At 69.0% G+C, this 22,620-nt stretch carries 18 protein-coding genes and 1 pseudogene; 12 read left to right on the top strand and 7 right to left on the bottom strand.

What is annotated here, in order from left to right; genetic code table 11:
* The first annotated feature begins 80 nt into the window (after positions 1 to 80).
* Positions 81 to 503 carry a preQ(1) synthase gene (gene queF / locus H0W40_RS00805; protein WP_292442167.1) on the top strand — a complete coding sequence of 141 codons (423 nt, stop codon included), beginning with the start codon at positions 81 to 83 and terminating at the stop codon, positions 501 to 503.
* A 45-nt stretch (positions 504 to 548) separates the two neighbouring features.
* Here queF and H0W40_RS00800 read toward each other — a convergent pair whose 3' ends face one another.
* Positions 549 to 1,022 (bottom strand): MarR family winged helix-turn-helix transcriptional regulator, encoded by a 474-nt coding sequence (locus H0W40_RS00800; protein WP_292442086.1) that lies wholly within the window; start codon positions 1,020 to 1,022, stop codon positions 549 to 551.
* Positions 1,023 to 1,220: 198 nt separating this feature from the next.
* On the opposite strand from H0W40_RS00800, the gene H0W40_RS00795 reads away from it, so the two are divergent.
* From H0W40_RS00795 to prmB, 6 genes are all read left to right on the top strand, one after another.
* The gene (locus H0W40_RS00795; RefSeq protein ID WP_292442085.1) at positions 1,221 to 1,871 is read left to right on the top strand and encodes a hypothetical protein; all 651 of its coding nucleotides are present in this window, start codon (positions 1,221 to 1,223) and stop codon (positions 1,869 to 1,871) included.
* An 86-nt stretch (positions 1,872 to 1,957) separates the two neighbouring features.
* Positions 1,958 to 3,172: a succinyldiaminopimelate transaminase gene (dapC, locus tag H0W40_RS00790; protein ID WP_292442084.1), complete on the top strand. Its 1,215-nt coding sequence runs from the start codon at positions 1,958 to 1,960 to the stop codon at positions 3,170 to 3,172.
* 6 nt (positions 3,173 to 3,178) lie between these two features.
* Positions 3,179 to 4,003: a 2,3,4,5-tetrahydropyridine-2,6-dicarboxylate N-succinyltransferase gene (gene dapD, locus H0W40_RS00785; RefSeq protein ID WP_292442082.1), complete on the top strand. Its 825-nt coding sequence runs from the start codon at positions 3,179 to 3,181 to the stop codon at positions 4,001 to 4,003.
* Between the two features lie 53 nt (positions 4,004 to 4,056).
* Positions 4,057 to 5,235, top strand: coding sequence for a PilT/PilU family type 4a pilus ATPase (locus H0W40_RS00780; protein WP_292442081.1), 1,179 nt, complete (start codon positions 4,057 to 4,059; stop codon positions 5,233 to 5,235).
* The gene (gene dapE / locus H0W40_RS00775) at positions 5,236 to 6,414 is read left to right on the top strand and encodes a succinyl-diaminopimelate desuccinylase (RefSeq protein WP_292442080.1); all 1,179 of its coding nucleotides are present in this window, start codon (positions 5,236 to 5,238) and stop codon (positions 6,412 to 6,414) included. It abuts the gene before it with no gap.
* Positions 6,411 to 7,313 carry a 50S ribosomal protein L3 N(5)-glutamine methyltransferase gene (gene prmB, locus H0W40_RS00770; protein WP_292442078.1) on the top strand — a complete coding sequence of 301 codons (903 nt, stop codon included), beginning with the start codon at positions 6,411 to 6,413 and terminating at the stop codon, positions 7,311 to 7,313. The genes dapE and prmB overlap by 4 nt, the downstream gene beginning before the upstream one ends.
* Here the strand turns inward: prmB and H0W40_RS00765 are convergent.
* On the bottom strand, positions 7,276 to 7,422 hold the full coding sequence (locus tag H0W40_RS00765) for a hypothetical protein (RefSeq protein WP_292442077.1): 147 nt from the start codon (positions 7,420 to 7,422) through the stop codon (positions 7,276 to 7,278). The genes prmB and H0W40_RS00765 overlap by 38 nt on opposite strands.
* Positions 7,423 to 7,511: 89 nt before the next feature.
* On the opposite strand from H0W40_RS00765, the gene H0W40_RS00760 reads away from it, so the two are divergent.
* The 3 genes from H0W40_RS00760 to H0W40_RS00750 all read left to right on the top strand — a co-directional run bounded on the left by H0W40_RS00760 (position 7,512) and on the right by H0W40_RS00750 (position 12,800).
* A complete protein-coding gene (locus H0W40_RS00760) occupies positions 7,512 to 9,524 on the top strand; it encodes an ABC-F family ATP-binding cassette domain-containing protein (protein ID WP_292442166.1) in 2,013 nt (670 codons plus the stop codon).
* 172 nt (positions 9,525 to 9,696) lie between these two features.
* Entirely contained in the window at positions 9,697 to 12,351 is a 2,655-nt protein-coding gene (locus H0W40_RS00755; protein WP_292442075.1) for a TAXI family TRAP transporter solute-binding subunit, read from the top strand.
* Entirely contained in the window at positions 12,348 to 12,800 is a 453-nt protein-coding gene (locus H0W40_RS00750; RefSeq protein ID WP_292442072.1) for an OmpA family protein, read from the top strand. Before H0W40_RS00755 ends, H0W40_RS00750 begins: the two co-directional genes overlap by 4 nt.
* A gap of 98 nt (positions 12,801 to 12,898) precedes the next feature.
* On the opposite strand, the gene H0W40_RS00745 is transcribed toward H0W40_RS00750, so the two are convergent.
* The 3 genes from H0W40_RS00745 to H0W40_RS00735 form a co-directional block, all read right to left on the bottom strand.
* Positions 12,899 to 13,129, bottom strand: coding sequence for a hypothetical protein (locus H0W40_RS00745; RefSeq protein ID WP_292442071.1), 231 nt, complete (start codon positions 13,127 to 13,129; stop codon positions 12,899 to 12,901).
* A gap of 256 nt (positions 13,130 to 13,385) precedes the next feature.
* Positions 13,386 to 14,282 carry a YbgC/FadM family acyl-CoA thioesterase gene (locus tag H0W40_RS00740; protein ID WP_292442069.1) on the bottom strand — a complete coding sequence of 299 codons (897 nt, stop codon included), beginning with the start codon at positions 14,280 to 14,282 and terminating at the stop codon, positions 13,386 to 13,388.
* Entirely contained in the window at positions 14,279 to 15,220 is a 942-nt protein-coding gene (locus tag H0W40_RS00735; protein ID WP_292442068.1) for an alpha/beta hydrolase, read from the bottom strand. Before H0W40_RS00735 ends, H0W40_RS00740 begins: the two co-directional genes overlap by 4 nt.
* A gap of 136 nt (positions 15,221 to 15,356) precedes the next feature.
* Here H0W40_RS00735 and H0W40_RS00730 point away from each other — a divergent pair, with 136 nt between their 5' ends.
* Positions 15,357 to 16,493, top strand: a complete 1,137-nt coding sequence (locus H0W40_RS00730; RefSeq protein ID WP_292442067.1) for an iron-containing alcohol dehydrogenase — start codon at positions 15,357 to 15,359, stop codon at positions 16,491 to 16,493.
* Between the two features lie 27 nt (positions 16,494 to 16,520).
* Here the strand turns inward: H0W40_RS00730 and H0W40_RS00725 are convergent.
* Positions 16,521 to 17,251 (bottom strand): annotated as a pseudogene (locus H0W40_RS00725) (hypothetical protein).
* A 541-nt stretch (positions 17,252 to 17,792) separates the two neighbouring features.
* On the opposite strand from H0W40_RS00725, the gene mdoH reads away from it, so the two are divergent.
* Positions 17,793 to 20,108 (top strand): glucans biosynthesis glucosyltransferase MdoH, encoded by a 2,316-nt coding sequence (mdoH, locus tag H0W40_RS00720; protein ID WP_292442066.1) that lies wholly within the window; start codon positions 17,793 to 17,795, stop codon positions 20,106 to 20,108.
* A gap of 60 nt (positions 20,109 to 20,168) precedes the next feature.
* On the opposite strand, the gene H0W40_RS00715 is transcribed toward mdoH, so the two are convergent.
* Positions 20,169 to 22,562 carry a Tex family protein gene (locus H0W40_RS00715; protein WP_292442065.1) on the bottom strand — a complete coding sequence of 798 codons (2,394 nt, stop codon included), beginning with the start codon at positions 22,560 to 22,562 and terminating at the stop codon, positions 20,169 to 20,171.
* Positions 22,563 to 22,620: the final 58 nt, after the last annotated feature.

Raw genomic sequence — 22,620 nt, 5'->3', positions numbered from 1 at the left:
CCCGAGTCGGCGACACGCTTTCTTCCATGGTCAAGACCTCCAGGAAACCCCCCGCCGCGCCCGCACTGCGTGAACGGCCGATGCCGGTGAACCCGCCCACCGCGCCGAGCAAGGAACTGCATGTGTTCCCCAACCCGGCCGCCGAGCGCGACTACCTGATCCAGTTCCGGATTCCCGAATTCACCTGCCTGTGCCCGTTGACCGGCCAGCCCGACTTCGCCCACTTCAGCATCGACATGGTGGCGGACGAACACTGCGTCGAGCTCAAGAGCCTGAAGATGTTCATGTGGAGCTTTCGGGACGAGGGGGCCTTCCATGAAAAGGTCACCAACGACATCCTGAGCACGCTCGTGGCGGCCACCGCCCCGCGCTTCGCGCGCATCACGGCCAAGTGGTACGTGCGGGGCGGCATCTACACCACGGTGGTGGCCGAGCACCGCAAGAAGGGCTGGAAGCCGGCCGCGCCGATCGATCTGCCCAAGGCCGCCGGGCTTCCCGACTGAGGATGCATCCGGAGCCCGTGGCCGTTGAGCGGCCCGGCTCGGCGCTCAGCGCTCGCTGTGCGCCAGCAGCGACGAGCGCAGCGCGTGCAGCTTCGCGGTAAGCGCCTGGCGCTCGCGTGCCGAGTACGCCGTCGCGCTGGCCGCCTGCTCCTGCACAGCCTGTGCGCGCGACTGCAGTTCGGCACCACGCCGCGTCAGCGTGATCAGCACCTGCCGTTCGTCGGCGGCACTGCGCGTGCGTTCGATGCAGCCGAGCGCCTGCAATCGCTTGAGCAGCGGCGTGAGCGTGCCGGAATCGAGCGCGACCCGCGCGCCCAGCTCGGCGATGCTCAGGCCTTCGCATTCCCACAGCGCCAGCATCACCAGGTACTGCGGATAGGTCAGCCCCAGTGGCGCGAGCAGCGGGCGATAGACCTTGCTCATTGCCAGCGAAACCGAATACACCGCGAAGCAAAGCTGTTTGCTCAGCAGCAGGTCGGCTTCGGGAGGTGGCGCTGCGCTCTTGCGGTAGGTGCTCATCGAATCTCCCTGCGGGCAATGCATTGTGTGCAAAGTATTGTGCGCAAGGCAATCACGCGGAGGCAAGCCTGTACGTTGCGGATGCCGCCGAAGAGCTAAGACGGTACGCGGCGCCGGCAAGCCGCGGCGCGCGGGATTGACCCGGCTTGCCGGCCTCATTAACGTGGCACTTCGTTCAATGCGCCGAAGGAGTCCGCGATGCCCGCCACCCGAAGCGCACTGAACATCGAGGAGCGGTACTGGCCGACGACGCTGCTGGTCCTGGCCGCATTGCTCGGACTCGCCGGCCTGAACGCCTGGCTGTTCGCGTGGCTGTGGGACGCCGACTATCTGCGCTGGTACGTGCAGGCCGGCCCGCTGATCGCGCTGGCGACCGCCGCCTTCGGCGCGGCCTGGGGCCGGCTCGACCGGCAGACCGGGCTGGTGTCGGCCCAGCCGCTGGAGTATCTGGGCGCCTGCCTGCAGTTGATCGGTCTGCCGATCTATGTGCTCGGCAGCCACTTCCGCTCGGAGCACCAGCCCGGCGGCCATCCGCTCGGTGATCTGCTGTGCAGCATGGTCCTGGCCGTGGCGCTGGTGCTTGCGGCGCTGGCCTGGCTGCTGCTGATCGTGCCGCTGCAGTACTTCGTGTTCCTGGTCTGCGCGGCGCCGTCGCGTCTGGCGCTGCGCTCCAGCGCGCGCTTCCAGGCTCGGCTGCATCGCGGCTGGAAGCTCGAACTGGTGAGCCTGCGTGAAGCGGAGCCGATCGCAGTCGATGGCTGGGACGCGAGCATGGCCGACAAGCCGGTCACACTGGCCAATGCCTTTGCTGCGGCGCTGCTGTTCGTGCTCGGCTGGCTGTGGCTGTGAGAAGGGAGAGCACCGCGAGCTGCTCCTGCCTCTGGGTGCAAGAGAGAGCGCATGCTCACGCTGGCGCCCTCTCCTATCATTCCCACGTGAATCCCCTCCTCGACCGGCTCCAGCCCTACCCATTCGAGCGCCTGCGCACCCTTACGCGAGGCGTCCGGCCCAACCCCGATTTCTCGCCCATCAGCCTGGGCATCGGCGAGCCGAAACACCCGACACCTGGCTTCATCAAGCAGGCCCTTGCCGATGCGCTGGACGGTTTGGCGAGCTACCCGGCCACGGCCGGTGAGCCGGCGCTGCGCGAAGCCTACGCGGCCTGGGTGCAGCGACGCTACGGCGTGGCACTGAATGCGGCCACTCAGGTGCTGCCGGTCAACGGTTCGCGCGAGGCCTTGTTCGCGCTGGCGCAAACGGTGATCGACGCGTCGCGCCCCGGCGCCACCGTCGTCTGCCCGAATCCGTTCTACCAGATCTACGAGGGTGCCGCGCTGCTTGCCGGCGCCGAAACGCGCTTCGCGAACAGCGACCCCGAGCGCAATTTCGCCATCGACTGGGCGGCGATCGACGAGTCCACCTGGTCGCGCACGCAACTGCTCTACGTCTGCTCGCCGGGCAACCCGACGGGCGCAGTGATGGACTTGGCGCAATGGCAGCGATTGTTTGAGCTGTCCGACCGCCACGGCTTCGTGATCGCTTCCGACGAGTGCTATTCCGAGATCTACATCCGCGGCGAGCCGCCGCTCGGCAGCCTGCAGGCCGCAGTCGCGCTCGGGCGCAGCGGCTTCCAGCGGCTCATCGCCTTCACCAGCTTGTCCAAGCGCTCCAACGTGCCGGGGCTGCGGTCCGGTTTCGTGGCCGGCGACGCGCACATCCTCGAACGCTTCCTGCTCTACCGCACCTATCACGGCGCGGCGATGGGGCCGGCGGTGCAGCGCGCCAGCATCTCCGCGTGGAACGACGAGGCGCATGTCGAGGCGAACCGCACGCTCTACCGGCACAAGTTCGAGGCCGTCACGCCGATGCTCGCCGAGGTGATGGACGTGGCCATGCCAGATGCCGGCTTCTATCTCTGGGCGAAGTTGCGCTCGACGGCGAACGGCGGCCTCCGGGACGACACCGCCTTCGCTCGCGAACTGCTCGCTCAATACAATGTCGCGGTCCTGCCGGGCAGCTATCTGGCGCGCGAAGCGCACGGCGTGAACCCCGGCAGCGGGCGCATCCGCATGGCGCTGGTGGCCGGTGCCGACGAGTGCGTCGAAGCGGCACGGCGCATCGTCTCCTTTCTCCAAGAACAGTCTGTCTGAGCCTTCATGTCCAACACCCAACTGCAATCGACCATCGACGCCGCGTGGGAAGCCCGCGCGAGCATCACACCGGCCAATGCGCCTGAAGTGCGCGAGGCCGTCGAAGAGGTCATCGCCGATCTCAACAAGGGCCGCCTGCGCGTGGCCGAGCGCCAGGGCGTGGGCCAGTGGCAGGTGAATCAGTGGGTCAAGAAGGCGGTGTTGCTGAGTTTTCGGCTGACCGACAACAAGGTGATGCGTGCCGGCGACCTGGGTTTCTACGACAAGGTGCCCACCAAGTTCGCCCACCTCGACGAGGAGGAGATGCGCGCCACCGGCGTGCGCGTGGTACCTCCGGCGGTCGCGCGGCGCGGCAGCTTCATTGCGAAGAACGTGGTGCTGATGCCCAGCTACGTGAACATCGGCGCCTACGTGGACGAAGGGACCATGGTCGATACCTGGGCCACGGTGGGGAGCTGCGCGCAGATCGGGAAAAACGTCCACCTCTCCGGTGGCGTCGGCATCGGCGGCGTGCTCGAGCCGCTGCAGGCCAACCCGACCATCATCGAGGACAACTGCTTCATCGGCGCACGCTCCGAGGTGGTCGAAGGCGTGATCGTCGAGGAGAACTCGGTGATTTCCATGGGCGTGTACATCGGCCAGAGCACCAAGATCTACGACCGGGCCACCGGCGAGGTGACGTATGGCCGCATCCCTGCCGGCTCGGTGGTCGTTTCCGGTAATTTGCCCAGCACCGACGGCAAGTATTCGCTCTACTGCGCAGTGATCGTCAAGCGTGTCGACGCGCAGACCCGCGCCAAGACCAGCATCAACGAGCTGCTGCGCGCCTGAAGTGCGCGGCGCGGTCAGGTCGGCGAGCCTGAACAACAGCGAAAAGGGCTGCGATGAGCGGGAACATGGAGCGCGTGCTGCGGCTGATGGCCGAGAAGAAGGCTTCGGACGTTTACCTGTCGGCCAACGCGCCGATCCAGATCAAGATCAACGGCCAGCTTCTGCCGCTGTCCGACCAGCCGCTCACGCCCCAGCAACCGCGCCAGTTGCTGGCCGAGCTGCTCACGCCGACCCAGTTGGAAGAGCTGGAAGACACTGGCGAGCTGAACATCGGCGTCGGCATTTCGCAGGTCGGCAGCTTTCGGCTCAGCGCATTTCGCCAGCGCGGCTGCATCGCCGCGGTGTTCCGTTGCATCCCGGTCGATATTCCCGCGCTCGATTCGCTCGGCCTGCCGCCCATCCTCGAGTCGCTCATTCTCGCGAAGCGGGGGCTGATCCTGCTGGCTGGCGCGACCGGCACCGGCAAGAGCACCACGCTGGCCTCGATGCTCGAGCACCGCAACAAGAACCTGCCCGGGCACATCCTCACCATCGAGGACCCGATCGAGTTCCTGTTCAGCAACAAGAAGTCCATCGTCAACCAGCGCGAGGTCGGCCGCGACACGCAGTCGCTGCAGATCGGCCTGAAGAACGCGCTGCGCCAGGCACCCGACTGCATCCAGATCGGCGAGATCCGCGACCGCGAGACGATGACCGCGGCGATCTCGTATGCCCTGTCGGGCCACCTGGTGGTCTCGACCCTGCACGCCAACAACAGCTACCACGCGCTCGGCCGCATCCTGAGCTTTTATACGCCCGAGGCCCGGCCGGCCTTGCTCAACGATCTGGCCTCGGCGCTCAAGGCGGTGGTTTCTCAACGCCTGGTGCGCATGACAGCCGGCGGCCGACGGCCGGCGGTCGAAGTGCTGCTGAACACAAAGCTCATTGCAGACCTCATTGCGCAGGGCGACTTCTCGGCAGTCAAGGAAGCCATGGAGCAGTCGCTCGCGGAAGGATCGCAAACCTTCGAGTTCGAACTGGCGCGCATGGTCCGCGATGGCTCCATCACGCGTGACGAAGGCCTCTCGTACGCCGACTCGCCGACCAACCTCATGTGGCGGCTTCAGAACGACACCACGGCGCAGTCCAAGCTGATCGCGAAGAAGGAAGAGAAGGACGAAGGCCCATCCTTCACCGAGATCACGCTCGAGGTCCGGCCCGACGATCGGCGGACCAACTTCGGCACGCTTTGAGTGGACGCGCAAGGGACAACTAACGCCGTCGGCCCCGCATTGCGCTTGGCCGAGCAGCTCATCGCACGCCGCTCCGTCACGCCCGAGGATGGCGGCTGCCAGGCCCTGATTGCCGAGCGACTGGCGGCGCTGGGCTTCGAGTGGCACAGCATCGAAAGCGGCCCGGTCGATTTTCGGGTGAGCAACCTGTGGGCGGTGCGGCGCGGCAGCGCAGGCCAAGGCGGCCGCCTCCTCGCCTTCGCCGGCCACACCGATGTGGTGCCGACCGGCCCGCTGGAACAGTGGACCAGCGACCCCTTCGTGCCGACGCACCGCAACGGCAGGCTCTACGGGCGCGGCGCTGCCGACATGAAGACCTCCATCGCCTGCATGGTCGTGGCCGTGGAGGAATTCGTCGCAGCGCATCCGGAGCACGCCGGCTCGATCGGCTTCCTCATCACCAGCGACGAAGAAGGCCCGGCGCTCGACGGCACGACCCGCGTCGTGCAATGGCTGCGCGAGCGCGGCGAGCGGCTGGACGCCTGCATCGTCGGCGAACCGACCTCCGTCATCGCCGTCGGCGACATGATCAAGAACGGCCGGCGCGGTTCGCTCTCCGGCCGGCTGCGGGTCTGGGGCGTGCAGGGGCACATCGCTTATCCGCACCTCGCGAAGAATCCGATCCATGCGCTGGCGCCGGCATTGGCCGAACTGACCGCGATGCGCTGGGACGAGGGCAATGCGCATTTCCCGCCGACCTCCTGGCAGGTTTCCAACCTGCACGCCGGCACCGGGGCGAGCAACGTGATCCCGGGCGAGGCAGTGGTCGATTTCAACTTCCGCTTCTCGACCGAATCGACGCCCGAGTCGCTGCAGCAGCGGCTGCTCGACGTGCTGAGCCGCCACGGCGTCGAGCACACGCTGGACTGGACGCTGGGGGGCCGGCCCTTCCTTACCGCGCCGGGTGATCTGACGCAGGCGCTGAGCGGCGCGATCCTCGAGGTCACCGGCCGCCAGACCGAGCTGTCGACCACGGGAGGCACCTCCGACGGCCGCTTCATCGCGCAGATCTGTGCGCAGGTGGTGGAGTGCGGGCCGGTCAATGCCAGCATCCACCAGATCGACGAGCATGTGGCGGTGGCCGACATCGAGCCGCTCAAGGACATCTACCGCAAGACGTTGGAGCGCTACGTGTCGTGAAGCTCATCGAGGCAATCGAAACTCACAGCGCCCGCTTGGAAGAAGCGGGCGTTTCGTTTGGGCACGGCACGGACAACGCCTTCGACGAAGCCGCGTGGCTGCTGCAGTGGGCGCTCGGGCTGCCGCCGGACGCGCTCGACGAGCACGCCGAGCGCGAGCTGACAGGCGACGAAGCCGCAGCGATCACCGCGCTGATCGCACGCCGCATCGCCACCCGCCAACCCGCCGCCTATCTGACCCGGGAGGCCTGGCTGCAAGGCGTGCCCTTCTACGTTGACGAACGCGCCATCGTGCCGCGCAGCTTCATCGCCGAGCTGCTGGCCGACCTGGACGGCAACGGCACCCTCGACGCCTGGCTGGGCGAGCACACCTACCGCGTGCTCGACCTGTGCACGGGCAACGGCAGCCTCGCGGTGCTGGCGGCGATGGCGTATCCCGACATCACGCTCGATGCCGCCGACCTGTCGGCCGACGCGCTGGCCGTGGCCCGCATCAACGTCGAGCGCCACGGGCTCGCCGAGCGTATCGCGGTGATCGAATCCGATGGTCTGCGCAGCCTGCGCGGTCCCTACGACCTGATCCTGTGCAACCCGCCCTACGTCAATGCCGCGGCCATGGCTGCGCTGCCAGCCGAGTACCGTGCGGAGCCGGCGCTGGCGCTCGCGGGCGGCGAAGACGGCATGGACTTCATCCGCACGCTGCTGCGCGACGCGCCCGCCTGCATGACCGAGCACGCCGTCCTCGTGCTCGAGATCGGCAACGAGCGCGAGCATTTCGAGCGCGCTTTCCCGACGCTCGAAGTGGCCTGGCTCGAAACCAGCGCCGGCGACGATCAGGTGCTGTTGATCACCCGGCAAGCGCTCACGCCGGCGCCTGCAGCGGCTGCTTCGACCCGTTGAAGCGCTTGCAGTACCGCGCTGGCGTCATGCCGACGTGGCGAAACAGCCGGCCGAAGAAGCCGGCATCCCCGTAGCCCACCTCGCCGGCAATCGACTCGCGGCAGTTCACGTCATCATCTCTTCACTACCGGCAATTTCGGCGCGGCGATGTCCGCGCGAGCCGGTGCGCGACATCGATCGCGTATGCTGCGCGCCCTCATGATCACCCTACGCAACCTCATCCTGCGCCGCGGCCCCAAGGTCGTGCTGGCCGGCGCCAGCGTCACCCTCAATCCGGGCGAGAAGATCGGCCTGGTCGGGCGCAACGGTGCGGGCAAGTCCTCGCTGTTCGCGCTCATGACCGGCAAGCTCGGCGCCGATGCCGGCGATTTCGGCCTGCCGCCGCGCTGGCGCATGGCCGAAGTGGTGCAGCACATGCCCGAAACCGAGCAGCCCGCCACCGACTTCGTGCTCGACGGCGACACGCGCCTGACCGAAGCCAACGCGGCCCTCACGGCCGCCGAGGAAGCCGACGACGGCCACGCCATCGGCGACGCGCATGCGCTGCTCGCCGAAGTGGGTGCCTTCGACGCCCGCCCGCGCGCTCAGGCGCTGATGCTCGGCCTGGGCTTCAAGACCGCGCAGCTCGACGCGCCGGTCAACAGCTTTTCCGGCGGCTGGCGCATGCGCCTGCAACTCGCCCGTGCGCTGATGTGCCCGAGCGACCTGCTGCTGCTCGACGAGCCCACCAACCACCTCGACCTCGACGCCCTGGTCTGGCTCGAAGCCTGGCTGCAGCGCTACGAAGGCACGATGCTCGTGATCAGCCACGACCGCGAGTTCCTCGACGCCATCACCAAGGTCACCCTGCACCTCGACGAAGCCCAGCTCACCCGCTACGGCGGCAACTACAGCGCCTTTGAGCTGATGCGCGCCGAGCGCATGAGCCAGCAGCAGGCCGCGTTCGGCCGCCAGCAGGACAAGGTGGCGCAACTGCAGCGCTTCATCGACCGTTTCAAGGCCAAGGCCAGCAAGGCCAAGCAGGCGCAAAGCCGGGTGAAGGCACTCGAGCGGATGGAAAAGATCGCGCCGGTGCTCACCTCGGCCGACTTCAGTTTCGAGTTCAAGGAACCTGCGAACCTGCCCAACCCGATGCTGGCGATGCGTGACATGAGCTGCGGCTATCACGTCGCGGATGCCGAGCCCATCACCATCGTGCGCGACATCAACCGCTCCGTCATGCCGGGACAGCGCATCGGCATCCTCGGCGCCAACGGCCAAGGCAAATCGACGTTGGTCAAGACCTTGGCGCGCATGCAGCCGGCGCTGAGCGGCAGCGCCACCGAGGGCAAGGGGTTGGCCATCGGCTATTTCGCGCAGCAGGAGATGGACCTGCTCACGCCCGACAGCGGGCCGATGGAGCACATGATCCGGCTCGCCAAGCAGGTTTCGCCGAACGCGCGCGAGCAGGAGCTGCGCAACTTCCTCGGCCAGTTCCGTTTCACCGGCGACATGGTCCACCAGACCGTCGGTTCGCTTTCCGGCGGAGAGAAAGCGCGGCTGGTGCTCGCGATGCTGGTCTGGCAGCGCCCCAACCTTCTGCTGCTGGACGAGCCGACCAACCACCTCGACCTCACCACCCGCGAGGCGCTGTCGATGGCGCTCAACGAGTTCGAGGGAACGGTCATGCTGGTCAGCCACGACCGCGCGCTGCTGCGCGAGGTGTGCGACGAGTTCTGGCTTGTCACGGCCGGCGGCATTCAGGAATTCGACGGCGATCTCGATGACTACCAGCGCTGGCTGCTCGAGCAATCGCGAGAGCAGGCCAAGGCCTATGCGCAGTCGCAGCGTGCGGGTGCTTTGACGCCCGCTGCGCCGGTGAAGGCGCTCGCACCAGCACCGGCTTCGGCACCGACGCCTGTCGCAAGCGCCGCAAGCAGCGATCCCGCCAAGCGCCGCGACGAGCGCAAGGCGCAAGCCCAGCAGCGCCAGAAGGCCGCCGACCATGCCCGGCCTTTGCGCCAGGAGCTGAGCCAGCTCGAGGTGCGCATGGCCGCCGCCTCGGCGCGGCGCGATGCCGCGGCCGCCCGACTGACCGACCCGGCGCTCGATCCGGCCGCTCGCGCGGAACAAGGCCGTCAGCTCAAGCTGCTCGAAAGCGAGATCGCCGAACTCGAGGCGCGCTGGCTCGAAGTGGGTGAGTCGATCGACGCGCTGAATGCGGCAGCCTGAAGCGCCTCGGCGCCTCGGCGGCTGGGGGTCGGCCGCTGGCCCCAGACTTCGGCAATTCGAGGCGGAGCCGAGCGGGGCCCGGACATGGCCCATGAAATGCGGAAACGCTGCATCTGCAGGCAGCGCCGCTCCGTAGTGAAGGGTGAGGCTCTACCGAACCCGTCCCCTTCCCGTGACCATCAGCGCACGCTGGCCCGCCGCTTCCAATTCCCGACGCGATGCCGATACCGATCAGGCGCTCCTGCTGGTCGGCCGCATGCGTTCGTCGCGGCTCACCGTGCTGTATGGAAGCGCCGGGGCCGGCAAAACGGCGCTGCTGACCGCCGGCGTGCTGCCGCTGCTCGCGCGCACGCGCGTCGAGCCGTTACCGGCGGTCGGGCCTGTATCCGGGCCGGTTCTGCGCTTTGCCGGCGCGCAAGGGCGTCGTCCCGGCGACGTGGCGGCGGACAGCGGCGAACGGGAGGTGGCGATCTTCTTCGACGCCTGGGAGGCGCCGCCCTGGGTCGGCCTACAAGCCAACGTACGAGACGCGCTGGCCATGCCGCCAGCCACGACGCCATCACGCTTCGGCATGGCGCAGACGCTGGCCGCCTGGTGCGAACAGGCCGGCGTGCGCCTGATGATCGTGCTCGATCGCTTCGAGGAGTGTCTGGCCGGCGCGGCGCGGCGCCCCGACCTGCGCGCCTTCACCGACGAGCTGGTGCAGGCGGTGAACCGGCCCGACCTGCGCGTGAACTTCCTGGTCGCCCTGCGCGACGAGGCCGAGCCGCTGATGGCGCGCCTGTGCCGGCGCATTCCCGGCTTCGACCCGAACCGCCTTGAGCTCGCGCCGGCGTCCGACCTGCGGCGCGCGCAGCTTCCGGCCAATGGTGCGCGGCTGGCAGAGGCTTCAGAAGCGGCACCGGCCCGGCCGACCTTCAGGAGACTCGGCGCGTCGAGGGCCGGCGAAACTTCCGCTGTGCCAAGGGCGGCGAAGACCGATCAGGTTTATGCGGCCATCGAGGCGGTGCTCGCTCGCACCGCCCGGCCCGGCGATGACGAGTGGGCGCCGCCTAGCGGCAAAGCCGAGGTTGTCGTCCCGACCGTTCCTGCACCTGCACCTGCACCTGCACCTGCACCTGCACCTGCACCTGCACCTGCACCTGCACCTGCACCTGCACCTGCATCTGCATCTGCATCTGCATCTGCATCTGCATCTGCCCGCGCCACCTTTGCCTTCACAGCGCAGGCAGCTGTGCGCGAACGGCCGGCGGTGTCCGCCCAATCCCTCGCGCCCCTCGCCGCCGCAGTACCGGCCGACGCGGCGCCAGCCCCTGAGAGCCGCGCCGAATTGCCGTCGGGGTTCAGTGGCGGCACCCAGCCCATCGACTCCGCCGACGAAGCGGCCTTCGCCGCCGCCGCGCCCGGCGTGAGCGGCGCCCGCGAGCCCTGGCTGGACGCCGGCACTACACCCCTGTCGACGCCCACACCCCCAACGCCAGAGTCGGCGCCGGCACCGCCGGGCAGCGCGGCCGGCACCGTTTCACGGCGAAGCCCGATGCTGCGGCGCTGGGTGCCGTGGCTTGCCTTGCCCGTGGCCCTGAGCGCTGTGCTTTTCCTGATCGAGCCCGCCAACCCGCCGGGCAGCATTCCTTCGGTACCCGAAGTAACCCTTCCGCCCGTCGTCTCACCTGTCCCCGAAGCGCCCGAGCCGCCTGACGAGATCTTGGCCGAGCCCGCCGGCCGCCCCGGCCCGCTGACCGGCAAGCCGGGCGCCGGACCCGTGACCAGCGCTCCCGACACGGTGCCGCAGGCGGACCCGTCCGCGCCCGGGCCACCGCTCGAAGCCCTCACCGAGGCGACCGTCCCCTCGGCACCGCCCGCTGACGCTGAAGTCAGGCCGCCCGCCCCGCCCGCCCGCCCCCGGCTCGAGATCGCCACCGACCTCGACGCCGCCGCCGATCGGCGTCTGGTCGGCCAGCTGGCTCGCGCCATGCCCCCCGCAGCCGGCATCGACGTCGGCGGGCTGTCGTCGGTGGACTGGGCCGCCTCGCTGGCAGGGCTGGATGGCGGGGCACGGCTGGCGATCGTGCGCTACGACGCGCTGCAGGCCGCGCGGCAGGTGCCGGCGCCGATCCCGCTGGAAATCATTACGCCGCTGCACACCGACGCCCTCCACTTCCTCGTGCCGGCCGACTCGCCGCTGCGCTTCATCCATGAGATCGTGGACCGCAGGATCAACATCGGCCCGGCCGAAAGCGCCGGCAGCCTGACCGCCGCCACCGTCTACCGGCGCCTGTTCGGCCAGCCGCTCGCGCCGGACCAGACGAGCGAACTGGCACCGGACGCGGCGCTGCGGCAGCTTGTCGTCGAGCGCAGCATCGACGTGATGGTCGTCGTCGGCGACATCTTTCCACCGTCGCGGCCGGTACCCGCCACAGCGGATCTGAAGCTGCTGGCCCTGGACCGCGAACACCCGGCAAGCCGCCGGGCGCTGCAGGCGTTCTTGCCGATCACTACAAGCCTGCAAGGCGGCGCAGCGGCGCAAACGCCGACGCTGGGCGTCATGTCTTTCCTGGTCTCCGCTCCGCCGGCCAGCGAAGCTCGAGCCGAACGGCTCCGCGACTTCGCCCGCGGGCTGTGCGGCGCCCTGCCCACGCTGCAGCGCGAAGGCGATCCGCAATGGCGCACCGTGCAGCCCGGCCTGCGGCTCGAAACCGGCTGGCCGTATTCAGCCGCGGCGGCCGAAGGATTCAGCGAATGCACGAACCCGGACCGCGATCAGCGGCCCAACCCCCCGGCCCGAACAGGCCATTCCTCACCACCTCCCGAAAGGAGCCCGACATGAAGATCCGCATCGCCACCCCGTTGACGCTCGCGCTGAGCGCCGCCCTGTGCGCACCCGCCGCCGCCCAGCCCGCCGCAGGCGTGGCGGTGGAGCCGGTCACCGTGCGCACGGTGGCCAATTTCGGTTTCGACCAGGCCAGCGTGCGCTCGAACGACGGCGAAGACATCCTCACAGAGGTCCACAAGCTAGAGGACGTCACCTGGCAAAGCGTGACCGCCACGGGCCACACCGACAGCATCGGCCCCGAGGAATACAACGAGGGTCTGTCGGTCCGCCGCGCGCAGGCCATCAAGGACTTTCTGGTCGGCAAGGGAGTCGACCCGACCATCATCGCCACCGACGGCAAGGCCGCCGCCGTGCCGGTGGCGGCCAACGACAACGCCACCGGCCGGGCCGAGAACCGGCGCGCCGAGATCGAGTTCAAGGGCGTGAGGCCGGCGGCGCGCTGACGGAGCACATCGCGCGCAGCGACGGCCCGCGGCTTCGGTGCTGGCCTCTGATCTCGCGGCCAGCCCGAAACGACTGCACCGGCCAGCCTCCACGGGGATCAGGGTCGGCTCAGCGGCGTGAAGAGCGAATCGGCCGGCGACACGGCCGCCGTGCGGCTTCGCTTGTCGAACAGGCACAGTTCGCGGGCACGCCTTGCGTCCATGTGCCCGGCGGCATGGCGGCCGGTGATCAGCAGCGCGGTGATGCCCGTGCCATCGTCGAACTCGATCGGCTGGCCTGCCGCGCGGGCGCCTTGCAGCGCGCTGGCCGCGACGCACGCAGCCGTCACTTCCCGCTCGTGGGCCGCCCACGCTTCGGCTGTCGCGGCATGCGCCGCCGGCGCGCTGGCTGGTAGCGCCCAGCCAGACACAGACGCCAGCGAACACCGCGCGTCCATGGCGCCAAGGCAATGAAGTCAGCATGGCGAGGCCTCCGATTACTTGTCTGTTGCGATCCCGAACCCGTGGATTGCCGCGCCGGCCCGGCCGCGTTGAACATCGCGCACATCGGCCATCGCTCCCGGCGGGCGCGCTCTGCGGCACCGCTCACAGCCCACGCATCATCTCCACATGGGCGATGCCGGCATCGAGGAACTCCGGCCCACGCGCAACGAAACCGCAACGCGCGTAGAAGGCAACCGCCGAGGTTTGCGCATGCAGCAGCACCTCGGTTTCACCGCGTTCTCGCGCGGCCTGCATCAGTGCCCCGAGCACGAGCCGACCGGCGCCTGCGCCGCGCAGCGGCTGGCGCACTGCCATGCGTCCAATCTTGCCCACCCCGGGTACGTGCTCGAGCAGCCGGCCGGTGGCCAGCGCCGCGCCGATGCGGTTGTAGGCCACGGCGTGCACGCAGGCGCTGTCGGCCTCGTCCCATTCGAGTTCGGCGGGGATGTGCTGCTCCTGCACGAAGACCTCGGTGCGAATCGCTCGCGCGTCGGCGCCGAGCTCGTCCCAGGTGCCCGTGCGGACCGAGAGCATCGGCTCGCCGTCATCGAAGGCTTGCAGCACCTCGCGCAGCGGCTGAGGCAGCGGCTTGCTTTTCTGTGTAGCCGGGTCGGCGAACACATAGACCAGCTCGCCGGCGGCGAGCAATTCATCCTGACGGAACACGGCGCCCGCCAGCAGCAGCGAGGTGGTGCCGGCGCGCGCGCAGCGGATGCCGATGTCGAGGACGTCGTCGTAACGGGCCGAGGCGTGGTAGTCGAGCGTGGCCTTGCGCACGTAGAGATCACCGCCGAAGGCCTGCATCGACTCGGTGTAGGGCAGCGCCAGCGCTCGCCAGTAGTCGGCCACGGCGGTGTCGAAGTACATCAGGTAGTGCCCGTTGAAGACGATGCCCTGCATGTCGACCTCGGCCCACCGCACACGCAGGCGGTGCAGGTTGCGGAAGGCGCTGCGCTCGGGGCGCGTCTCAGCCGTTGCTGGGGTGGCATCTTGGTTCATGTCGCGAACGCTTCCTGAAGTGCGCGGCCCGCGGCGGCATGCGCGAGCCGGGCCTCGGGCACGGAGCGGCCCATCTTGATGAAGTCGTGGACCACACCGCGCCAGAGCTCGAGTTGCACCGGCAAGCCGGCGGCGCGCAGCACGTCGCCGTAGGCCAGGCCCTCGTCGACCAGCGGGTCGCATTCGGCCAGGCCGATCCAGGCCGGCGCCGCGCCGTGGTGATCGGTGGCCAGCAGCGGCGCGAAGCGCCAGTCGTCGCGCTGGGCCGCATCGATGTAGTGCGCGAAGAACCACTCGATCAGCGGATGGTCGAGCAGCACTCCGCTGGCGTAGCGCCGGTGGGAGTCGCTGTTCGTCTGCGCGGCGGTGCCGGGATAGAACAGCAGCTGCAGCGCCAGCGGCAAGCCGGCGTCACGGGCGAGCAGCGCACACACCGCGGCCAGGGTGCCGCCGGCGCTGTCGCCCCCGATGGCAAGGCGCCCGGCGTCGAGCCCGAGTGCCGCAGCGCCCTCGCCGGCCAGCCACTGCAAGGCATCCCAGGCGTCGTTGACCGCGGCGGGAAAGCGATGGTCGGGCGCGCGGCGATAGTCGAGCGCCAGCACCGCCGCGCCGCTGTGCAAGGCGAGCTGGCGGCACAGGCTGTCGTGCGTTTCCAGGTTGCCGATCGTGAAGCCGCCACCGTGCAGGTAGATGAGCACCGGCAGGGGCTCCGACGAGTTCGCGTACAGCCGCCCTCGGAGCAAGGCGCCGTCGCGGGTCGGCACTTGAAGGTCTTCGATCCGCGCCAGCGGGGCGCGCGGCAGGTCCATGATCTCGGCGCCGATCTCGTAGGCCATGCGTGCCTCTTCGACGGCCAGCGTGTGCAGCGGCGAGCGGCCGGCACGGTGGATGCGCTGCAGCACGCTGCGCGTGGCGGGAGTCAGTGCATCGGGGTTCATGAAGGCGGTGCAGAGTCGGCCCGCGCGGCGCGCTGGGCTTGCGGGCCACGAGCATACTGGCTCGGTCGCAGCCCGGCCCTTGCGCGGGTCCTCAAGGCGAGCCCGTTTCGGCCCCCTCTTTTCATCCCGTCCCACCATGGCCAGCATCTTCTACATCACGCAAGTCCAGTTCGATTTCGGCGCCGTGCGCCAGCTCGGCGCGGAGTGCGCCCGTGTGGGCATCACCCGCCCGCTCGTCATCACCGATGCCGGCGTGCGCGCGGCCGGCGTGCTGCAAAAAGCGCTGGACGCGCTGAAGGATCTGCCGGTCGCCGTGTTCGACGGCACGCCTTCCAACCCGACCGAAGCCGCGGTGCGCGCCGCACGCGAAGTCTGGAAAGCGCACGGCGCCGACGGGCTGATCGCGGTGGGCGGCGGCTCGAGCATCGACCTGGCCAAGGGGCTGGCCATCCTCGCGACGCACCCGGGCGAGCTGAAGACCTACGCCACCATCGAAGGCGGCTCGCCGAAGATCACTGCCGCGGTGGCGCCGCTGATCGCGGTGCCGACCACGGCCGGCACGGGCAGCGAGGTGGCACGCGGCGCCATCGTCATCGTCGACGACCACCGCAAGCTCGGCTTTCACTCCTGGCACCTCGTGCCGAAGGTGGCGATCTGCGACCCCGAGCTCACGCTCGGGCTGCCGGCTGGCCTGACGGCGGCCACCGGCATGGACGCCATCGCGCACTGCATGGAGACCTTCCTGTCGGCGGCCTTCAACCCGCCTGCCGACGGCATCGCGCTCGACGGCCTCGAGCGTGCCTGGGCGCACATCGAGCGCGCCACCAACGAGGGCAGCGACCGCGAGGCGCGCAAGCAAATGATGAGCGCTTCGATGCAGGGCGCGATGGCTTTCCAGAAAGGGCTGGGCTGCGTGCACTCGCTCAGCCATGCGCTGGGCGGCGTGAACCCGCGGCTGCACCACGGCACGCTCAACGCGATGTTCCTGCCGGCCGTAGTGCGCTTCAACGCCGAGGCCGAAAGCGTCAAGGCCGAGCGCCGCCTGGAACGCATGGCGCATGCGATGGGGTTGGCGGCGGCGGGCGACATCCCCGACGCCATCACGGCGATGAACGCCCGCCTGGGCCTCGCGCCCGGCCTGGCCGCGCTGGGCGTGGAGCGCGACTGCTTCGACAAGGTGATCGAAGGCGCGCTGGCAGACCATTGCCACCAGACCAATCCGCGCCTGGCCAGCGCCGAGGACTACCGCTCAATGCTCGAGGCGGCGATGTAGCTTCGTCCGGCTCCGTCTGAACCGGCGCTACAGCGGCTCGACGCGCATCGCCGGCCCTCGGCCCAGCGCCTCGGCCAGCTCGTCGGCCAGCCGCTCGCTCTCGGCGGCGGCCCGGCTCCAGTCGCGCACGCGATCTTCGAGCCGGTGGGCATAGCGCCTGAAGTCGCTGCGGTCGGGCAGTTTGGCGCCGGGGAGCGTTTTGATCCATTCCGGATCGGGCGCCAGCACGACCACGTTGTCCAGAAATGGCGTGCAGCGATGGCGGCGCGTCCACGCCTTGTCCAGCCACCCCGGCACTACCGCCTGCTGAAAGTGCAGATAGAGCACGAGGCCGTGCTCCGCCTCGGCAACCGCCTCTGCCAGGCCGGCCACGCTCGCCTCGCGCGCCGTGTTGATCGTCGGGTAGTTCCAGTGCAGGTGATAGTCGGTGATGCCGCCGTCCGGCCGGGATCGACCTCGTAGGTTTGGTGGATGTAATCGTGCTCCAGGCGCCGAAAGCCCGCCACCGGATCGGCGAGCGCTGCGGTGGCTATGCGCCAGGCGCCGATCGAGGCTCCGACCAGGTGTACCGGCTGCGCAGCTCGGGGCAACCACTCGCCAAACACATATCGGTCGAGCGCCCCCAGCACCAAGCCCTTGGGCCCGCCCGCGGCGGCCGCGACGACGCGCACATCCCCGGGCCGAAGGCCATGCCGCTCCAAGTGTGCCCGGGCAGTTCGGCCGGCCAGGATACGGAGCGCGCGTGGGAAAAAGGACATCGCTTGGATGCTAGCCGTGCGCGCGGAGCGGCTCGGCGCAGAGAAGAGCGCCGTCCTTGCACCTTGTCCTACAAGCGGCTTGCAAGCCAGACTACAGCGGGCAAACCCTTGCTTCTGTGAGAATCGTTAGGGCAGTGCTTCGAAAGGCCGTAAGCGCCTCTCGCTTCTCGACTTGTTGAACGCAGTCGCCGACCTCCTCTCATGCTGACTCCTCATCTTCCTTGCGTGCTCACGACCTTTCCGGCTGTCTTGCCTGTAAGCGGATGGCGCTCGAGTTTTGCGCGGGCGCCGAATTCGGCGTCGGTTTCGCGGGCACAACCGTTGCTCTACTGCCGGGCAGCACGGTTCACGGCGGCTGTCACGACCAGTGACAAAGCTCCGGTCCCGTCGGCGAACGCCCACCGTCTTCCCTTCATCAATGGCTGGAGGTTGAACTCGAAGGTTCAACGAACCGATTCCCTTCAGCCCCCGCAGGCTCGTGCCTTCTTGCCGTACGAGTCCGACGCACTTACCGAAACCCGCCCCTAGCCCTGCCCGCGCAATGAAACTCACCGAAACGATTTCCGACGTATCGCCGCTTGCAGACGTCGCGACGGCACCGCAGCTCATGCGCGGCAGCATGACGCCACGGCCCTGGGCCGGCCTTGGCGGCAGCCTGCGTGCAGGCCTTGGCGCGGCGCTCGGTGACAAGTCGACTGCGCTGCCGGTTGCTGCACAGGCGAGCTGGGCAGGCATCGCGGCCGATCGCCGCCGGCTGTTGCTGGCGCTGGTCGTGGGCAGCGCCACGTTCGCCACCTTGGTGCTCGAAAGCGTCGCGCCGGTCGGTGACGGCGGTCCCTGGGCCGGTGTCCAGACTGGCTTGTTCGCGCTGCTCTTCGCCTGGGTTTCGGCCGGCTGCGTGACCGCGGTGATGGGCTACCTGACGCTGCTGCGTGGCGACCGCCATGCGCTGACCGCCGCGGGTGTGGCCAACCACGCCATCGATCCGTCTGCACGCACCGCGATCATCATGCCGATCTGCAACGAAGACATCGCCACGGTGGCCGCAGGTCTGCGCGCCACTTGCGAGTCCTTGATCGCGGCACAGCAGCAGGCCGGTGCGCCGCCGGTGTTCGATGTCTACCTGCTCTCCGACACCGCCGATCCGAAACTGCGCGAGGCCGAATTGCTCGCCCTCCAGGCGCTGCGCGCCGCGCTCGGCGACCTGCCGGTCTACTACCGCTGGCGCCAGCGCCGCACCAAGAAGAAGGCCGGCAACGTGGCCGACTTCTGCCGCCGCTGGGGGCGCCAGTACCGCTACATGATCGTCCTCGACGCCGACAGCGTGATGAGCGGCGAGGCGCTGCTCACAATGGTGCGCCTGATGGAAGCGCACCCGCGTGCCGGCATCGTGCAGACGGCGCCGCGCTCTTGCGGTCACGATTCGCTGCATGCCCGCGTGCAGCAGTTCGCCGGCCGGGTCAGCGGCGCGCTGTTCAGCGCGGGCCTGCGCTACTGGCAGCTCGGCGAATCGCACTACTGGGGCCACAACGCGATCCTGCGCGTCGAGCCTTTCATGAAGCATTGCGCCCTGGCCCCGCTGGCCGGACGCGGTGGCCTGTCAGGACCGATCCTCTCGCACGATTTCGTGGAGGCCGCGCTGATGCGCCGTGCCGGCTACGAAGTCTGGCTGGTCCCTGACATCGAGGGCAGCTTCGAGCAGCCGCCGCCGCACCTGATCGACGAGCTCACGCGCGACCGCCGCTGGTGTCAGGGCAACCTGCAGAACGCCCGGCTGGTCGCCGAGCCTGGCATCGCCGGCGTGCACCGCGCGATGTTCGTGACCGGCGCCATGTCGTACGTTGCTTCGCCGCTGTGGTTGGCTTTTGCCTTGCTGGGAGTGCTCCCGTGGCTCGTGAGCGGCACCGGTGCGGGGGTTCCCGACGGCGGTTTGCCGATGGCAGCCGTCGGCCTGTGGGCTGCAACGCTGGCGCTGCTGTTCCTGCCCCGGGTGCTGGCCGTGCGTCTCATCGTGCAGCGCGGCGAAGCCGCTGCCTACGGCGGGACGGGCAAGCTGGCGGTGAGTGCCGTGCTGGAGGCGCTGCTTTCGGCCCTGCAGGCGCCGGTGCGCATGGTGGCGCATTCCATCTTCGTGGTGGGCGCCCTCACCGGCTTGAAGCTGGCCTGGAAATCACCCTCGCGCGAAGCCACTGCAGTGGGCTGGCGGGAAGCCGCCGGTCGCTTCGGCGTGGTTGGCGCACTTGTCGCCGCCGCGCTGGCCTGGTGGATGGCCGGTCAGCCGGCCGACGCGTGGCGTGTGCTGCCCCTGGCACTGCCGCTCATGCTGGCCGTGCCCCTGGCGGTGGTGACGAGTCGCACAGGTGTGGGACGGGCGTGGCGTCGGCGCGGTTGGCTGCTGATTCCGGAAGAAACGCGTCCCCCAGCAGTGATGCAGGCGGCGTGGCGCCATGCCGGAGCCGAAACCATCGAGCTTCCTCCGCAGGCCGAAGTGCCCGCCCTGCCGACGCCTGTAGCTGTGCAGCCAGCATGGCCGGCTCGTCATCCGGTTTCCGGTCGCGGCGAACGCGGCAGCGCAGGCAGCCTGGCTTGGCCGGGCGCCCGCAGCGTTGCCTTCGCCAGCTTTGCAATGGCCAGCGTGGTCGCCATGATGGTGCCCAACACCGTGGCCACCGGGGGGCTGTCTGCCAGTGACCTGGCGGCGATGCGCATCGTGATGATGGCGTCCAGCCCCGAAGCCGCACCGCGCGTGCTCGAAGAACAACGGCGCGCGACGCCACAGCGTGGTGTGCGCCGGGTCGCGGTCAAAGCCACCGGCGATGCGGTTCGTCGTGTGAAGAGCCGCCCGACCAGCATCTGACGGGGACGGACGAGCCGGTATCGCCGGCTCGTCCGAATCTCGCAGTTCACCGCAGCGGTTTCAGCGCCCGGTTCGCAATTTTGCGAAAGCAGCGGCCATCGCACTGCCCGACTTGTCAGCTGGCGCGGCCGAGCGCGGTGTGCCGATACGTTCACCGCGAGCCGGCGCTTGGTAGGCGTTGCCTGCGCCCGTTCGCGGCGCGGGTTTGCCGTCGAGCTTCATCGTCAGTGAAACCCGTCCGCGCGCGAGATCGACCTCGAGCACCCGCACCTTGACGACGTCGCCGGTCTTCACGACCTCACGCGCATCGCTGACGAACTTGTTGGCCAGCTGGCTCACATGCACGAGGCCGTCCTGGTGCACCCCCAGATCGACGAAGGCGCCGAAGGCCGCCACGTTGCTGACCGTGCCCTCGAGCAGCATGCCGGGCTGCAGATCCCTCAGGTCTTCGATGCCGTCGTTGAAGCGGGCCGCCTTGAAGCCGGGGCGCGGATCGCGGCCGGGTTTTTCCAGCTCTGCAAGTACGTCCTTGACGGTGATCGCGCCGTGGCGCTCGTCCGCGAAGGCTTCCGGCTTCAAGGCACGGATCACGTCGCTCTTGCCCATCACCTCACCGGCCGGGCGGCCCAGCGTGGCGACGATTCTCTCGACGAGCGGATAAGTTTCCGGGTGCACGCCGGAGCCGTCGAGCGGGTTGTTGCCACCGCGGATGCGCAGGAAACCCGCCGCCTGCTCGAAGGTCTTCTCGCCCAGCCCGCCCACCTCGCGCAACTGGCGGCGGTTGCCGAAGGCGCCGTGCGCGTCGCGCCAGCGCACGATGTTCGCCGCCACGGCCGCGCTCAGACCCGACACGCGCGCCAGCAGCGGCGCCGAGGCGGTGTTCAGATCGACGCCGACCGAATTGACGCAATCCTCGACCACTGCATCGAGCATGCGCGCGAGTTCGCTCTGGTTCACGTCGTGCTGGTACTGGCCCACGCCGATCGATTTGGGATCGATCTTCACCAGTTCGGCCAGCGGGTCCTGCAGCCGCCGCGCGATCGAGACCGCGCCGCGCAGGCTGACGTCGAGCTCGGGCAGCTCCTTGCTCGCGAACTCCGAGGCGGAGTAGATCGAGGCGCCCGATTCGCTGACGACCATCTTTTCGATGGGCGTTGCCGGCGCGGGTTGCGACGCGGCGGGCGCCGAGCCGTCGGTCATTCGCTTGATCAGGTCGGCCGCCAGCCTGTCGGTTTCGCGGCTGGCCGTGCCGTTGCCGATGGCAATGAGGTTCACGCCGTGGGTGGCGGCGAGCCGGCCGAGCGCGTGCAGAGAGCCGTCCCAGTCCTTGCGCGGCTCGTGCGGATAGACCGTCGCGGTGTCCAGCACCTTGCCGGTGTCGCTGACCACCGCGACCTTCACGCCCGTGCGGATGCCAGGGTCCAACCCCATCACCACGCGCTTGCCTGCGGGTGCGGCGAGCAGCAGATCGCGCAGGTTCTCGGCGAACACCTTGATGGCGACCTTTTCGGCATCCTCGCGCAGGCGCGCGAACAGGTCGCGTTCCAGGCTCAGGCTGAGCTTGACCTTCCAGGCCCAGGCGATGCACTTGCGGATCAGGTCGTCGCCGGCCCGGGCCCGATGGCTCCAGCCGAGATGCAAAGCGATGCGCGCCTCGGCCACTGAAACCTTGCCGGGCACCGGCTCCTCGGCCAGCACCAGCTTGGCATCAAGGATCTGCTGCGTGCGGCCGCGAAACACCGCCAGCGCACGGTGCGAAGGCACCCTGGCGATCGGCTCGATGTAGTCCAGATAGTCGCGCAGCTTTGCCACGTCGGGCTGCAGCGGATCCTTGCCTTCCATCAACTTGGCGCGGAAAAGACCCGTCTCCCACAGCCAGCCGCGCAGCGACTGCACCAGCCCCGCGTCCTCCGCCCAGCGCTCGGCGAGGATGTCGCGAACGCCGTCGAGCAAGGCCAGCGCGTCGGCAAAGCCCGCCTCGGCGAGGGCTGCCGCGCCACCCTCATGAGCCGCTGCGAAGGACGCCGCCTCGTCCAGCGGCACCAACGTCGGGTCACCGAACAGCCGGTCGGCCAGCGGCTCCAGACCCGCCTCGCGTGCGATCGTCGCCTTGCTGCGGCGCCTGAGCTTGTAGGGCAGGTAGAGGTCTTCGAGTTCTTGCTTGGTCGGCGCGGCATCGATGGCGATGCGCAGCTCGGCGCTGAGCTTGCCCTGTTCGTCGATGCTCCTGATCACTGCGGCGCGGCGCTCTTCCAGCTCGCGAAGATAAGAAAGGCGCGCTTCGAGGTCACGCAGCTGGGTGTCGTCGAGGTTGTCCGTCGCTTCCTTGCGGTAGCGCGCGATGAAGGGGACGGTGGCGCCGCCGTCGAGCAGTTCGACGGCCGCTTTCACCTGGGCCGCTCGGACCTTCAGTTCGGTGGCGAGCTGCAGCAGGATCTTGTCGGCAGTATTCAATGGGGAAAGCGATGCGAAAAGCGGCGGTGCGCCGCGAAGGCGCGCAGTGTGCCACTGG

Source organism: Methylibium sp. (assembly GCF_013817345.1).
Classification (GTDB): Bacteria; Pseudomonadota; Gammaproteobacteria; order Burkholderiales; family Burkholderiaceae_C; genus Methylibium.
This window is presented reverse-complemented; position numbering and strand designations above follow the sequence as displayed.

Coding starts and splice junctions, on each gene's coding strand:
- mdoH (WP_292442066.1), top strand. CDS start 17,793: ATGAAACTCACCGAAACGATTTCCGACGTATCGCCGCTTGCAGACGTC.
- queF (WP_292442167.1), top strand. CDS start 81: ATGCCGGTGAACCCGCCCACCGCGCCGAGCAAGGAACTGCATGTGTTC.
- H0W40_RS00740 (WP_292442069.1), bottom strand. CDS start 14,282: ATGAACCAAGATGCCACCCCAGCAACGGCTGAGACGCGCCCCGAGCGC.
- H0W40_RS00750 (WP_292442072.1), top strand. CDS start 12,348: ATGAAGATCCGCATCGCCACCCCGTTGACGCTCGCGCTGAGCGCCGCC.
- H0W40_RS00780 (WP_292442081.1), top strand. CDS start 4,057: ATGAGCGGGAACATGGAGCGCGTGCTGCGGCTGATGGCCGAGAAGAAG.
- dapD (WP_292442082.1), top strand. CDS start 3,179: ATGTCCAACACCCAACTGCAATCGACCATCGACGCCGCGTGGGAAGCC.
- H0W40_RS00730 (WP_292442067.1), top strand. CDS start 15,357: ATGGCCAGCATCTTCTACATCACGCAAGTCCAGTTCGATTTCGGCGCC.
- H0W40_RS00760 (WP_292442166.1), top strand. CDS start 7,512: ATGATCACCCTACGCAACCTCATCCTGCGCCGCGGCCCCAAGGTCGTG.
- H0W40_RS00735 (WP_292442068.1), bottom strand. CDS start 15,220: ATGAACCCCGATGCACTGACTCCCGCCACGCGCAGCGTGCTGCAGCGC.
- H0W40_RS00800 (WP_292442086.1), bottom strand. CDS start 1,022: ATGAGCACCTACCGCAAGAGCGCAGCGCCACCTCCCGAAGCCGACCTG.
- H0W40_RS00795 (WP_292442085.1), top strand. CDS start 1,221: ATGCCCGCCACCCGAAGCGCACTGAACATCGAGGAGCGGTACTGGCCG.